14 protein-coding genes are annotated in these 15002 nt (G+C 32.4%); 9 read left to right on the forward strand and 5 right to left on the reverse strand.

What is annotated here, in order from left to right; genetic code table 11:
• Window positions 1-71: 71 nt before the first annotated feature.
• Together M663_RS0108350 and rlmD are read left to right on the forward strand one after the other, a co-directional pair.
• Window positions 72-2186 (forward strand): glucan 1,4-alpha-glucosidase, encoded by a 2115-nt coding sequence (locus tag M663_RS0108350; RefSeq protein WP_029688596.1) that lies wholly within the window; start codon window positions 72-74, stop codon window positions 2184-2186.
• Between the two features lie 71 nt (window positions 2187-2257).
• Window positions 2258-3625, forward strand: a complete 1368-nt coding sequence (rlmD, locus tag M663_RS0108355; protein WP_029688597.1) for a 23S rRNA (uracil(1939)-C(5))-methyltransferase RlmD — start codon at window positions 2258-2260, stop codon at window positions 3623-3625.
• A 112-nt stretch (window positions 3626-3737) separates the two neighbouring features.
• Here the strand turns inward: rlmD and M663_RS0108360 are convergent, their stop codons facing one another.
• From M663_RS0108360 to M663_RS0108370, 3 genes are all read right to left on the reverse strand, one after another.
• On the reverse strand, window positions 3738-3932 hold the full coding sequence (locus M663_RS0108360) for a DUF2892 domain-containing protein (protein ID WP_029688598.1): 195 nt from the start codon (window positions 3930-3932) through the stop codon (window positions 3738-3740).
• Between the two features lie 78 nt (window positions 3933-4010).
• The gene (locus M663_RS0108365; protein ID WP_003871321.1) at window positions 4011-4697 is read right to left on the reverse strand and encodes a Crp/Fnr family transcriptional regulator; all 687 of its coding nucleotides are present in this window, start codon (window positions 4695-4697) and stop codon (window positions 4011-4013) included.
• 63 nt (window positions 4698-4760) lie between these two features.
• The gene (locus M663_RS0108370) at window positions 4761-6113 is read right to left on the reverse strand and encodes an MATE family efflux transporter (RefSeq protein WP_029688599.1); all 1353 of its coding nucleotides are present in this window, start codon (window positions 6111-6113) and stop codon (window positions 4761-4763) included.
• Between the two features lie 282 nt (window positions 6114-6395).
• Between M663_RS0108370 and M663_RS15420 the strand changes: the two genes are divergently transcribed.
• The 6 genes from M663_RS15420 to M663_RS0108405 all read left to right on the forward strand — a co-directional run bounded on the left by M663_RS15420 (window position 6396) and on the right by M663_RS0108405 (window position 11525).
• Window positions 6396-6533: a hypothetical protein gene (locus tag M663_RS15420; protein ID WP_273702670.1), complete on the forward strand. Its 138-nt coding sequence runs from the start codon at window positions 6396-6398 to the stop codon at window positions 6531-6533.
• Between the two features lie 206 nt (window positions 6534-6739).
• Window positions 6740-7138: a histidine phosphatase family protein gene (locus tag M663_RS14675; protein ID WP_273702671.1), complete on the forward strand. Its 399-nt coding sequence runs from the start codon at window positions 6740-6742 to the stop codon at window positions 7136-7138.
• A 53-nt stretch (window positions 7139-7191) separates the two neighbouring features.
• On the forward strand, window positions 7192-7677 hold the full coding sequence (locus tag M663_RS0108385) for a hypothetical protein (RefSeq protein ID WP_029688600.1): 486 nt from the start codon (window positions 7192-7194) through the stop codon (window positions 7675-7677).
• 62 nt (window positions 7678-7739) lie between these two features.
• Entirely contained in the window at window positions 7740-8657 is a 918-nt protein-coding gene (locus M663_RS0108390; RefSeq protein WP_042805250.1) for an AEC family transporter, read from the forward strand.
• A gap of 275 nt (window positions 8658-8932) precedes the next feature.
• Window positions 8933-10495 carry a citramalate synthase gene (gene cimA, locus M663_RS0108400; protein ID WP_029688602.1) on the forward strand — a complete coding sequence of 521 codons (1563 nt, stop codon included), beginning with the start codon at window positions 8933-8935 and terminating at the stop codon, window positions 10493-10495.
• A 91-nt stretch (window positions 10496-10586) separates the two neighbouring features.
• The gene (locus M663_RS0108405) at window positions 10587-11525 is read left to right on the forward strand and encodes a DUF1848 domain-containing protein (protein ID WP_029688603.1); all 939 of its coding nucleotides are present in this window, start codon (window positions 10587-10589) and stop codon (window positions 11523-11525) included.
• 72 nt (window positions 11526-11597) lie between these two features.
• Here the strand turns inward: M663_RS0108405 and pepT are convergent, their stop codons facing one another.
• Together pepT and M663_RS0108415 are read right to left on the reverse strand one after the other, a co-directional pair.
• Window positions 11598-12824 carry a peptidase T gene (gene pepT / locus M663_RS0108410; RefSeq protein WP_029688604.1) on the reverse strand — a complete coding sequence of 409 codons (1227 nt, stop codon included), beginning with the start codon at window positions 12822-12824 and terminating at the stop codon, window positions 11598-11600.
• Window positions 12825-12842: 18 nt separating this feature from the next.
• The gene (locus M663_RS0108415) at window positions 12843-13340 is read right to left on the reverse strand and encodes a nitroreductase family protein (RefSeq protein ID WP_029688605.1); all 498 of its coding nucleotides are present in this window, start codon (window positions 13338-13340) and stop codon (window positions 12843-12845) included.
• Between the two features lie 181 nt (window positions 13341-13521).
• Between M663_RS0108415 and M663_RS0108420 the strand changes: the two genes are divergently transcribed.
• Entirely contained in the window at window positions 13522-14877 is a 1356-nt protein-coding gene (locus M663_RS0108420; protein WP_029688606.1) for a glucose-6-phosphate isomerase, read from the forward strand.
• Window positions 14878-15002 lie beyond the last annotated feature (125 nt).

A 15002-nucleotide genomic window follows, 5' to 3' on the forward strand; every position in this document is an offset into this window, starting at 1 on the left:
ATTCATAACAAACGTTTGCACAAATTTATGATTTGAGATAAAATAGAGATATAAGACGGAGGTGTTATTAGATGAATAGAAAAATTGTAGCGATATTATTTTTAATAATTTTTTCAATAACTATTTTTTCAGGATGTTCTTCTGATGTTTCTTATGTAAAAATTCAGCACTTAACTGCTAATGAAGCACCACAGGCACCTGGCAAAGAGGACACTTGGGCATCTGCTCAAAAACAAGGCATTGGAACTGCAAATAATGATGTTTCAAAGGTATGGTTTACTTTGACTCATGGTGCAATATCAGAAGTTTACTATCCCACGATTGATATGGCTAATAGCAAATTTTTAAAATTTTTAGTAACTGACGGAAAAAGTTTTGTTTCTGATGAGACAAAGGATACAGTGAGCAAAGTGGAGAAACTCAACACTAGGTCTTTAGCATTTAAACTAATAAATACTGACAAACAAGGAAGATATAAGATTACAAAAGAGATATTCACTGATCCTAGAAGGAATTCTGTTATTATGAAGACAACATTTGAAGCATTGAAAGGGAATGTAAAAGATTATAAACTTTATCTTGCTTATGACCCTCATATTGCTAATCAAGGTAAATACAATGAGGGGTATGTTATAAAGGCAAATGATAAGGAAATTCTTATAGTACATAGAGAAAAAATATATTCAGCTTTGACAACTGATGTAAAATGGAAAGGGTATTCTATAGGATATAATCAGGTGAATGACCCGATATCAGATTTAGAAAAAAACAAAACTATGACACAACATTTTGATAAGGCAAGAGGGAATATTATTGAAGGAATAGAGATAGATTTAAGCGATAAGACAGAGTTTAAAACAGTGCTTTCTTTTGGAGAAAGTGAAGAGGAGGCAGCAAAAACTGCTTTGAGTACATTAAAGGACAATTATGATAAAATGCTTGGCATATACATTGCTGAGTGGAATAAATACTGTGATGGGCTTAAAGATTTTAAAGGAAAAGCTAATGAGTTATACTACACGAGTATGATGATTTTAAAAGCCAGTGAAGATAAGACTAATAAAGGTGCCTACATTGCTTCTCTTTCAATTCCATGGGGTGAAGGTCAAGGAGATGAAAATAAAGGGGGATACCACTTAGTTTGGGCAAGGGACTTATATCACATTGCGAATGCTTTTATTGCAGCTGGAGACAAAGATTCTGCTAATAGAGCCTTAGACTTTTTAACTATGGTAGTAGAGAAAAATGGGTTTATTCCACAAAATACCTGGATAAATGGGGGGCCTTATTGGAATGGCATTCAAATGGATGAGCAAGCAGACCCTATAATACTGGCATATCAGCTAAAGCGGTATGATTTGTATGAAAAATTGGTAAAACCTCTTGCGGACTTTATTACAAAAATTGGCCCCAAAACAGGGCAAGAAAGATGGGAAGAAGCAGGGGGATATTCACCTGCAACAATGGCAGCTGAAGTTGCGGGACTTGTATGTGCTGCGGACATAGCAAAACAAAATAAAGATATGGAAAGTGCCCAAAAATATTTGGATAAGGCTGATAAATGGCAAAAGTTAATTGATGAGCTGACTTATACAACAAAAGGACCGTATGGAAATGGACAGTATTACATAAGAATAGCAGGACTACCGGATCCAAATGCAGACTTTTTAATAAGCATCGCTAACGGTGGTGGAGTCTATGACCAAAAGGAAATTATAGACCCAAGTTTTCTTGAATTGGTGCGGTTGGGAGTAAAACCTGCCAATGACCCTAAGATATTAACCACTATTTATGTAGTAGACAACCTCATAAAAGTTAATACTCCAAAAGGTCCTTGTTGGTATAGGTATAATCATGATGGCTATGGAGAGCCTTCTAAAACAGAACTATATCATGGCACAGGTAAAGGAAGATTATGGCCTCTTCTTACTGGTGAAAGAGGTATGTATGAAATAGCGGCAGGTAAAAGTGCTGATGAATACCTTAAGGCAATGGAGAATTTTGCAAATCAAGGCTATGTGTTGTCTGAGCAAGTTTGGGAAGATACAGGACTTCCTACAGATTCTGCATCGCCTCTTAACTGGGCCCATGCAGAGTATGTAGTATTGTTCGTTTCAAATATAGAGCATAAAGTTGTAGATATGCCTCAAACAGTTTATGATAGATATGTGTTAGGGAAAAAATAGCGGGGATGTATTATCCTCTATATTTTTTTGCTATATAAAGGTATAATAATTGTGAAGGAGGCGTTTTTGAATTGCACGACATAAAAGTAGGGGAAAAATACGAGGTATATATTGACAATATGGCCCATGAAGGCCAAGGAGTTGGAAGAATTGAAGGAGTGGCTGTCTTTGTAGAAGGAGCATTGACAGGAGAGAGGGTCGTTGCACAAATAGATAAAATTTCCCAAAATTACGTTATAGGTCATGTAGTAGAAATATTAGAAAAGTCTCGCGATAGAGTAGAACCTTTATGTCCTTATGCAGATAAGTGCGGTGGCTGTTCTTTACAGCATTTAAGCTACGAAGGGCAGTTAAAATATAAAACACAAAAAGTCAAAGACAATTTAGAGAGAATAGGCAAAGTGTATACAAAAGTCCACGATACCATAAGGATGGAAAAGCCTCAGCGGTATAGAAATAAAGCACAATTTCCAGTTGGAATGGTTGAAGGGAAAGCTGCTGTTACAGGTTTTTACGCTCCTCGTTCTCATGACATTGTGCCTGTGGAAAGTTGTATGATACAGCATGAGATTAGTGATGAGATTGCTAGGATTGTAAGGAATTGGATTAGAAAATACAACATATCTGTATATGACGAAAAAACAGGAAAAGGTCTGATAAGGCATATTGCCACAAGAGTTGCTTTTAAAACTGGGGAAGTTATGGCTGTTATTGTGATTAATGGAAAGGACATACCATATAAAAAACAACTGATTGATGCTTTAAAAGAAGAGATAAGGGGGCTTAAAAGTATAGTAATAAATATTAATACCAAAAAAACTAATGTGATTATGGGGGAGGAAAATATAACTATTTACGGAAGCGATAACATTATTGACTATATAAAAGACATAAAATTTGAAATATCCCCTTTGTCATTTTTTCAGGTAAATCCTGTTCAAACAGAAGTCTTATACGGAAAAGCCCTTGAATATGCTGATTTAAAAGGTGAGGAGACTGTAATAGATGTGTATTGTGGTATAGGGACTATATCTTTGTTTGCAGCACAAAAGGCAGCCTTTGTCTATGGTATTGAGGCTGTCCACCAAGCAGTGGAAGACGCAAAGAGAAATGCTTACATAAATGGCATTAAAAACGTGGAATTTATTTCAGGGGATGCGGAAAAAGTAATGCCTGAGTTGGCTGATAAAGGAGTCAAAGCAGATGTAGTTATAATGGATCCTCCAAGAAAGGGCTGTGATACATCTGTTTTAGAAGCAGTTATAAAAATGAATCCGAAAAAAATTGTATACGTCTCTTGTAATCCTTCTACATTAGCACGAGATTTAAGATATCTTGAAGACAATGGATACAAAACGATAGAAGTTCAGCCTGTTGATATGTTCCCTTATACGTATCATGTGGAAAGTGTGGCATTGGTGTTGCCTTCAATTTTTTAAAGATATATCAAATTAAAGGAGGGTATTAAACCCTCACATTAATTTGATAAAAAATTATTACATCATTAACTGATTTAAAATTTAAAACTAAGATATTACATAAAGAAAATTTTTATTTTTTTGTTGAACATGTATTAATGCCAAATAAGGCATATAATGGGCAGAAACCAAAAGCAGCTGTTAATATTGGTACAAGTCCTATTAATCCCAAAAATCTTAGGTTACTATGAACTAAAAACAACAGACTCAACAAAGCTATTCCTATTATATATCTGATTATTTTATCAATTTTTCCAATATTTTTCATTTTTATAACCTCCTCGATTTATTTTTCCTATCTTGATATCTATTATACAAGACTATAAAATTTAATTCAGTGACAAAGTCACATTTCTGCAATTCTTTTTAATTTTTCTTCATTTTTTATGATAATTTTTCCTCGTAAAAGTGTAACAATATTTTCTTTTTCGAAGTCTTTAAGTATTCTACTGATTACTTCTCTTGCGGTACCCAATTCTGCGGCGATTTTTTCATGGGTAATTTCCAAGCTTCCTTTTTGCCCATTTTCAGCTGATTTTTTTAATATAAATTTAGCCAATCTTAAGTTTACATTTTTAAATACAATTTCATCAATTAACAATATAACTTCTTGAAACCTTGTAGATACAGTATTAAAAATGAATTGTTGGAATGATGGCTCTGTAAAAAATAAATCATTATAAAATGAAACTGGAATAAGACCAACTAAAACTTCTTGTTCAGCTTCAGCAGTTGCAGGATAAGGTGTATTACTCATAATAGACGCTACATTTAAGACACAGGTTTCGCCATCGTAAAGTCTGTAGAGAGTTATTTCCTTTCCTTCAGGAGAAAGTTTATATACTCTTACTACTCCATTTATAACAAAAACTATGTCGGTACAGTAATCTCCTTCTTCTAAAAGTTTTTCTCCATTTTTCAACTTGATAATTTTGATGATTCTCATAAAATTGTCTAACTTATTTTTATCCTTTAGGTTTTTAATAAAAGGGAATTTATTTTTGATTTCATGGATTAAGCCATCGTCAATCATTTTCTTACCTCCCAGTTAATTTTATAATGCTTAAATAGTGATAAAAAGGTGCAGTAAAGCGTATTAAAAATCTTTTACTGCACCTTTCAATTTATTTATTTCTTTTCTAAAGTATAAATACATTGTAGTTCCTTCAAAAGCCCATTGGATAGCTGTTACAAACCATACATATACAACTCCTAATTTTAAGATGTAAATGACTACGTACATAAGAGGAAGTCTTATAAACCAGCTGGATATTGTAGAGATAATAAAGGGAGTCTTTGTATTTCCACTTCCTTTAAGGCCTCCTCCATAAACCATACCAACTGCCATAAAAGGCTGTTCAATGGAGGCTACCATAAGGCAAAGGATGCCGACAGCTATTACGTCAGCATCTTTTATAAAAGCTCTTATAAAGAGATGGGGTATTGTCAGAAATAGTATAGACATTGTACCCATAATTGCTACAGCAAATAATGCCGAAATATTTGTATACCTTTTTGCACTGTCATATTTTTTAGCTCCTACCATTTGACCTGCCATTGTGGTTGCAGCGACTGCAAAACCCCATCCTGGCATAAAAGATATAGATTCAATCGTAGTTGCAATTTGATTTGCTGCAAAAGCTACTGTCCCAAGGTGCATTATCATGAATATTGAAATAAGTCGACTTATGTCAAAGGCAGCTTCTTGAAGAGAAGCAGGGAAGGCAAGTTTCAGTATATCTACAATTATTTGCCTGTCAAAGTCCACTATATCACGAAGCTCGATATTTAATATTTTTTGGTTGAAGTAATATAACATTATAAATATAAAGCCAGTAATTTGTGCTATAGTAGTAGCAATTGCAGACCCTTTTGCACCTAAAGCAGGCAATCCGAATTTTCCAAATATCAAAATCCAGTCCAATAAAATATTAATAAATATGACTATACTTGCTCCTATCATAGGCGTTTTTGTATTTCCTTGAGCTCTTAAAATTGCGTTTAATATATTCATAAGCATATTAAAGAAAATACCTATTGATGCAATTTTTATAAATATCCTTCCTAAGACAAGCACATTACCAGTAGCGCCAGCTATTATTAAAAAATTTCCTGCAAAGGTAAAAAGTATTAAAGAAATGAAAATAGCAAAAATAAATCCTAAAAAAATTCCTTGAGATGCGTATTTTTTAGCAACTTCAAAATCTTTCGCTCCAATACTACGGGCGACATAAGAAGTTACTCCTATGGAGATTCCCATTGCTATAAAAATATTAGAGAAGGTATATATAATTTCTGATGCAAGGCCTACAGCGCTGACACTGTCTTTACCGCCAAATTGTCCCACCATCATCGTATCTACTACCCACACTACCATGTATAGTAGCATTTCTCCAACTGCAGGTAGTGCTAAATTAAGTATTTCTTTTATTTCTTTTTTAGTTGCCATATAATACCTCCTGTTTGTTGAGGAATTGGCGGAGTTTATACAACCATTATTTTATATTAATTCCTTTTTAAATTTATCTATTGTATTCTTCAAAAATTCCACTTTTTAATTGCTAATAGTATTATAGCACAAAAGGGAAAATTTACAGTAACGAAGACTTATACTTAAGGATAAGGAGACAGGGGCCTGGCTGAAAAATAAGAAAATGAAAAAAATATTGTAACAGGGACTTGTTTAACAATATGATATAATATATATATAATTTACGATAGGAGGTAGTAAATGCCAAGGAAAGCACGAGAAAAGAGCAAAACGGGAATTTACCACATCATGCTAAGAGGAATTAATCACGAAACCATATTTCAAAGTGACGGTGATTATGTTAAAATTTATCAACATAATACAGGAGTTAAGGAATAATGTTGAAATAATATGGTGGAGGTGGGTTAATTGACAACAATTTATTTTATTCGTCATGCAGAATCAGACTATACAGAGCACAATGATGAGTTAAGACCTCTTACAGGATAAAGGCTTAATCGATAGACAACTTGTCACAGCTTATTTGATGGATAAAGATATTAAAATTATTTTATCAAGTCCATATAAACGAGCAGTTGGATACTTTGGTAGATTTTGCTAATAAAGTTAACCTACCAGTAATTACTGTTCCGGATTTTAGAGAATGCAAGGTTGATAGTGAATGGATTGATGATTTTGATTCTTTTGCGAGACAGCAATGGCAAGATTTTAATTTTAAATTATCAGATGGGGAAAGTTTATCAGAGGTACAGCAACGAGGTATTGCAGCACTGAAAAAAGTTTTAGAGAATTATAAAAACCAAAATATTGCAATAGGGACTCATGGTACTATATTGAGTACTATTATCAATTTTTATGATAAATCATTTGGATATAATGAATTTAATGAAATCAAACATGTTATGCCGTGGATTGTAAAGTTTGAGTTTGATGGCGACAAATGTATAGAGATCGAAAAAATTAATATTTTTAAGTATAAATAAACATACTGTGGTTTACTTTATGTATCAGAAATTAATATGGGAGGTATAATTCCATGATGAATAAATTTTTACAGCAATTCATACTTTTGTTTTTGGTAATGTTTATTTTTTGCGGATGTGGCAATATTAGCAGTTATCAAAAAGAAATATACAATGACAATGCTAAAATAATAAATGAAGGAGATAGTTATACATTTTTAAATAGGGTAGGAGATATAAAAGATAACAACTTAAAAATAGTATACAGTGGTTTTTATGGAATGGAGACTATTTGGGAAGTAGAATCTGAGGGGAATGGGACAGTAACGATTAAATTTGATTCAAAAGTAGATAAAGGCAAATTCAAATTGGTATTTATTACACCTGAAAATAAAGTAATAAATGTTTTTGAACAAAGCGGAAAAGGTGAAAAAACTATACAAACTGAAAAAGGTAAAAGCAGGATAAAAATTGTAGGTAATAATGCAAAAGGACAGATTGAAATAAATATTAAGACTTCCGGGTATGCTATGCTAAAGAAAATTCAAAACATTTTTTAAAATACAAACTATGATTTGTCAACATATCATATCATGCTAAAATAATATTGAGGTGACTTATATTGGAGCATTTTATTATAGTAGAAAAGATTTTGTTGAACATTGGAATTATTTTATTGGGATATTTATTTAAAAGATTAAAAATCATACCAGATAACGCTGGAGATGTACTAAGTAAAATAGTTTTATATATTACACTACCTGCTACAATATTAATAGTTTTTTCTGAGCATACTATTAATTTGCATTTATTAATTTTGCCTATTATAAGTATTCTTTTAGGTTTACTTACTTTTTTATTAGGTTATTTTATTGTAAAAAAAGTTAAATTGGATGATGAAGATAAATGGACTTTATTAGTTTCTATATGTGGGTATAATATTGGTTTATTTGCTTTGCCTTTTATACAGCAGGTGTATGGAAGTAAAGGAGTAATGACTATTTCAATGTTTGATATAGGCAATTCTTTTATTGTTTTTGGACTTGCTTATGCTGTAGCATTTTTAGGCTCTGATAAGGAGAATTTTAATTTAAAAGAAGTAATAAGAAAAATAATTTTTTTCTTTCCACTTGATATATATTTATTGTCTCTCTTGATGAATTTTTTAAATATTAAGTTAGAACGAATTGTTAAAGATTTTATTTATCAGCTCTCTATACCTAACAGTTTTCTTGCTTTATTTACAATAGGTTACTTTTTAGATTTTAACTTAAATAAAGATGAGTTAAAAGCTTTGGGCATAGGTATGTTTGTAAAATTTTTGCCTGGTATCATTTTATTTTTATTATTGGCATTTTTATTTGATACAAGCCAATTGATTGTAAAAATTATTGCAATTGGTTCTATACTCCCAACTCCAATGGTGGCTGTAGTATATTCCAATGAAAGGGGATTAAATTCTAAACTGGCTTCTGTTTTTATAACGATGTCAATAGTTATTGGAGTTATATTAATGAGTATTGTTATGCTAAAATGGTAAAATTAATTAAATATCATTTATTTATTTTTTTAATGTAAAGTCTTTTAGGCTTTTCTAGAAAACTTCTGCAACTTTTTCTATTTTTAAGTTTGTCTAGTGCATCCATTGAAAGCCCTCCTTTTCATTTGATTTGCTAATGTTATTATAACATAGATATTGACATAATTAAGCCAATGAAACCTTTAATGAAAAACTTTTATTTACCTCTTCACTTTATCAGTTCAATTTGATAAAATATGTACTATACATAAAAAAGGTATAAAGGGGGATGCATTGTGAAGAGTATACGGATATACGACACAACATTAAGAGATGGGGTTCAAGGACAAGGTATATCTTTTACTGTGGAAGACAAATTAAAGATAGTTAAAGTTCTTGATGAGTTTGGTGTAACATATATTGAGGCAGGTAATCCTGGGTCTAATCCTAAAGATATTGAATTTTTTGAAAGAGTTAAAAATATTAAGTTAAAAAATGCTAAATTAATCGCTTTTGGCAGCACAAGAAGAGCGAATACAACTACCGAAGAGGATGCTAATGTGATTTCCCTTTTAAATGCTGACACAGAGGTAGTAACTATTTTTGGCAAGTCATGGGACTTTCAAGTTACAGAAATTTTGAAAACTACTTTAGAAGAAAACTTAAAAATGATTTATGATACAGTAAAGTTTTTTAAAGACAAAGGTAAGTCAGTTATATTTGATGCAGAGCATTTTTTTGATGGTTACAAACAAAATCCAGAGTATGCTTTAAAGACATTAGAAGTAGCATTAGAGGCGGGCGCAGACAGTATATGCTTGTGTGATACAAAAGGCGGAGCTTTTCCTATGGAGGTTTATGAAATAACAAAAACTGTTGTGGATAAATTTAATACAGAAGTAGGAATACACTGTCATAATGATAACGGAATGGCTGTCGCAGATTCTATAATGGCAGTACAAGCAGGGGCAATACAAGTACAAGGTACAATAAACGGTTATGGTGAAAGATGTGGCAATGCGAATTTATGTACCTTGATACCGAATTTGCAATTACTTATGGGATATAAATGTGTGCCTGATGAAAATCTAAAACAATTGACTCATTTAGCCAGATTTGTAAGTGAAATTGCAAATGTCACTCACGATGAAAGGGCGCCTTATGTGGGGAAAAATGCTTTTTCCCACAAAGCGGGGATGCATGCTGATGCTGTAAATAAAAATACTTATTCTTATGAACTGATTGACCCTTCTTTAGTGGGAAATAGTAGGACCTTTTTGATTTCTGAAGTTGCAGGCAGAGGAACAGTGCTAAATGCCATAAATGAAATAGATCCAACTATTACAAAGGATTCTCCTGAAACAAAGTTAATTTTAGATAAATTAAAAGAAATGGAGTATTTAGGGTATCAATATGAAAATGCAGGAGGTTCTTTAGAACTTTTGATAAGAAAGGTTCTTGGAAAATATAAACCAGCATTTAATTTAAAAGAGTTCAAAGTTATTGTAAATGAGCCTTCTGTAAATAGTGTTAATTCTTCAGCACTTATAAAAGTGGAAGTCGATAGTATAGAGGAGATAGCTGCAGCTGAGGGAGATGGGCCAGTACATGCTCTTGATAATGCTGTAAGAAGAGTACTGGAGAGATTTTACCCACAGATAAAAGAAATGAGGTTGACAGATTATAAAGTGAGGGTTTTGGATTCTAATTCTGCAACTGCTGCTAAAGTTAGAGTTATAATAGAGTCGACAGACGGAAAAGATTCATGGAGCACAATTGGGGTTTCTACAGATATTATTGAGGCCAGTTGGAGAGCCCTTGTTGATTCAATAGAGTACAAACTTAACAAAGAAAGTTAATTCAAAAGCGGAGAAATTGACATGAATTGTCATTGATGTTAAAGTAAAAATGAACATGTCAATTTCTCTTTTTTTGAAAGGAGAAATTTGAATGATAATAAGTGCGAGCAGGAGAACGGATATTCCGGCTTTTTACAGCGATTGGTTTTTTAAAAGAATTGAGGAAGGCTATGTTTTGGTGAGGAATCCTTTTAATTTTCATCAAGTCAGTAAAGTTTCTTTAAAGAAAGATGCAGTAGATGGCATTGTGTTTTGGACAAAAAATCCAGAAAAAATGATACCAAAATTGCATTTAATAGAGGACTATACATATTATTTTCAATTTACTTTAAATCCTTATGATAAAAAAATAGAAAAAAATGTGCCGAAAAAGTCTCATGCAATTGAAGTTTTTAAAAGGTTAGCCAAAGAAATAGGGAAAAAGCGTGTTATTTTAAGATATGACCCTATTATTTTAACTCAAGGGTTTGATATAGATTACCATGTGAAAAATTTTGAAGAGATACTGTCTAAACTTTACGGCTACACTTCAAAATGTATCATTAGTTTTGTGACCTTTTATCCTAAAGTGCGTAAGAATTTAGAAAAGATAGGTGCTTATGAGATAAATAAAGAACAGAAGTTAGAAATTGCACATAGATTTTATGAAATAGCGAAAGAGCACTCAATTAAACTTGAGATTTGTGCTGAAGAATTGGATTTATCTTCCTATGGTGTAGAGCATGCAAGATGTATAGACCCGGATTTAATAGCGGAACTTTCGGGGAAAAAGCTTAATGTAGGAAAAGATAAAAATCAGAGGAAGCTTTGTGGTTGCGCTGAAAGCGTCGATGTTGGTGCTTATGATACTTGTTTGCATGGTTGTATTTATTGCTATGCAAACAGCAATATAAGTTCTATAAAAGAAAATGTAAAGCAATATAATGTGAATTCTCCATTGTTGTGTAGCAAATTGGCAAAAGATGATGTAATAAAAAAAAGGGAAATTAAATCTTGCGCTATTAGCCAAACTTCAATTTTTGATAAATGAAAAATATGTGTATGTGAAAAACTTTTTTGTTTTAGTGGTTGTATTATTAAAGGGATAGTTTTTGACCATCCCTTATTTTTGTGCATAAAGCTCAATTATTTTTATTATAACTTCGACTGCTTTTTCCATTGCATATGTCGGTATAAATTCATATTTACCGTGAAAATTATGCCCTCCTGTGAATAAATTAGGTGTTGGAAGCCCCATATAGCTTAATCTTGCTCCATCAGTGCCTCCTCTTATAGGCACTATTTTAGGTTCCACTCCTACTAATTTCATTGCTTCTAATGCTGTATCGACTATGTGCATATGCTTTTCAATTATTTCTCTCATATTGTAATACTGGTCTTTAAGTTCAAGCTCTAGTGTGCCTTCACCATATTTTTTATTTAATGTTTCTACAATGCTTTTTAGGTATTCTTTTTTATCTAAAAAAGTTTGCTTATTAAAATCTCTGATAATATAATACATTTTAGTTTGTTCTACATTGCCTTCAAAATTGTTCAAATGATAAAAACCTTCATATCCTTCAGTATGGGCAGGAATTTCATGTTCAGGTAACATATTTTGGAGTTCTATTCCAATCAAAATGGAGTTTTTCATCTTGCCTTTTGCTGTTCCAGTATGCACATTTCTGCCATTAATTTTGATTTTAGCACTGGCAGCATTGAAATTTTCGTATTCTATTTCTCCAATTCCACCGCCATCTACAGTATAAGCAAAATCACAATTAAATTTTTTTACATCAAATTTGTCTACACCCCTACCAATTTCTTCATCAGGTGTGAAGGCTACTTTTATATTGCCATGCTTTATTTCAGGATGATTTATTAAATATTCCATAGCTGTTATTATTTCTGCAATTCCTGCTTTATCATCAGCTCCCAAAAGAGTTGTTCCGTCTGTGGTGATTAAAGTTTTTCCTATGTAATTTTTAAGCTCTGGAAATTCAGTAGGAGATAATACTATGTTTTTTTCTTTGTTTAAGATTATATCTTTGCCATCATAATTTTCTATTATCTGAGGCTTTACGTCTTTGCCGCACATGTCAGGACTTGTGTCCATATGAGCTATAAATCCTATTGTAGGAAGTTCTTTGTCAGTATTTGAAGGAAGTAAAGCCGTAACATAACCGTTTTCATCTACATTCACCTCTTTAAGGCCTATTTCTTCAAGCTCATTTGCTAATTCTTTTGCAAATATTACTTGTCCCTCAGTGCTGGGATAAGTTGTTGAGTTTTCATCCGATGTTGTATGATATTTTACATATTTTAAAAATCTCTCCACTACTTTTGACATATTATAACCCTCTTTCATTTAAAATTTTTCCCAATGTAAAACTTCAGATAAAGCTTTTTTATATTTTGGTTGTGGCTCTTCTGCGGGATATCCTAATGATATAATAGAAATCATTCTTAAGTTGTCAGGAATGTTGAGGTATTCGTTTATTTCTTTTTCATAGGTTCTGTTATACCCAGCTACCCAACAGGAACCTATGCCGTAGGCAGTAGCTGCGAGTAATATATTTTCTGTTGCTGCTGAACCATCTTCCAGGTGATGTCTGTTATTTTTATCGCAGTAGACGATGATACAAGCTCCTGCATCTTTAATAAATTTCCCATATGTAGCTTTTTCTGCTATGAATTTAAGTCTTTCTTTGTCTGTTATAACGACGAAATGCCAAGGCTGTGCGTTATTTCCACTGGGAGCAAGCCTTGCGCAGTCTATTATGTCTTCTAATATTTCTTTTGGAATAGGTTTATCTATGTATTTCCTTATACTTCTTCTCTTTTTTAAAGCCTCTAATGCCTTCATAACTTTTGCACCTCCTCTTTATATTATATCCCATAAAGTAAAAATTCCAAAAAGATTGACAAAAATTTATTACTGTATAAAAATAAAGCTAAGTAAACTTATACATACTTTTGAAAAACTTGAATAAGATAGATTTATGATATAAAATATGAGTATGTAAATAAGGAATGGAGGTTTACATATGAAGAAATTGATAGGTTTTGATTATTCAAAAGCTCTACAATTTGTAAGTCAAAAAGAAATTGAATATATGGAAAAGCATGCAAAGTTATCTCTTGATATGGTGCTTAATAAAAATGCTCAAGGGAATGACTTTTTAGGATGGGTAAGTCTTCCCAAAGATTATGATAAAGCAGAGTTTGAACGCATTAAAAAAGCAGCACAGAAGATTCAATCAGATTCTGATGTGCTTGTAGTTATAGGTATAGGTGGGTCTTATTTAGGGGCAAGAGCGGCAATTGAAATGCTTTCTCATTCCTTCTATAATTTATTGCCAAAAGGTAAGAGGAATACGCCGGAGATTTATTTTGCTGGAAACAGCATAAGCTCTACGTATTTAAGCGATTTACTTGAACTTATAGAAGGCAAAGATGTTTCTATAAATGTAATATCTAAATCTGGCACTACCACAGAGCCTGCGATAGCTTTTAGGGTTTTTAGAGATTTCCTTGAGAAAAAATACGGAAAAGAAGGGGCTAAATCAAGAATATACGTTACAACAGATAGAGAAAAAGGAGCGCTTAAAAAACTGGCCGATGAAGAAGGATATGAAACATTTGTAATTCCTGATGATGTTGGAGGAAGATACTCAGTTTTGACAGCAGTAGGCCTTTTGCCAATAGCAGTGGCAGGCATTAGTATAGACGAGATGATGCAGGGTGCTTACGATGCTTCCATGGTTTATACCAAAAATGACCTTAATGAAAATATAAGCATGCAGTATGCAATTTTGAGAAATATTTTGTACAGAAAAGGCAAAGCTATAGAAATACTTGTAAATTATGAGCCAAAGCTTCACTATTTTTCTGAATGGTGGAAACAGCTTTTTGGAGAAAGTGAAGGTAAAGACAATAAGGGAATTTATCCTGCTTCAGTAGATTTTACGACAGATTTACACTCAATGGGGCAGTTTATACAAGAGGGAAGCAGAAATATTTTTGAAACAGTTTTAAATGTTGAAAAACCTGTTAAAGATATAGTTATAAATGAAGACAAGGGCAATATAGATGGGCTTAACTTTTTAGCAGGAAAAACTATAGATTTTGTCAATAAAAAGGCTTTTGAAGGTACATTATTGGCTCATACAGATGGGAATGTTCCTAACCTTGTAGTAAATATCCCTGAAATATCAGCTTACTATTTTGGCAATCTGGTCTACTTCTTTGAAATGGCTTGTGGCATAAGTGGATATATAAATGGGGTCAATCCATTTGACCAGCCAGGAGTAGAGGCTTACAAGAAAAATATGTTTGCACTTTTAGGAAAACCAGGATATGAAAAAGAAAAAGAATTGTTAGAAAAAAGATTAAGAGGATAAACTAAAAGCCGGGGTTTTCCCGGCTCAGTTTGTTGACAAAGTAAAAAAATATTCAAAGGAGATATTTGCAGTCGTCGTTCCGATATTCCAAAGCGACAAAACTAAAGCTCGACCTTCAGGCTCCG

It is taken from the genome of Thermoanaerobacter sp. A7A, assembly GCF_000445185.1.
Lineage (GTDB): Bacteria > Bacillota > Thermoanaerobacteria > Thermoanaerobacterales > Thermoanaerobacteraceae > Thermoanaerobacter.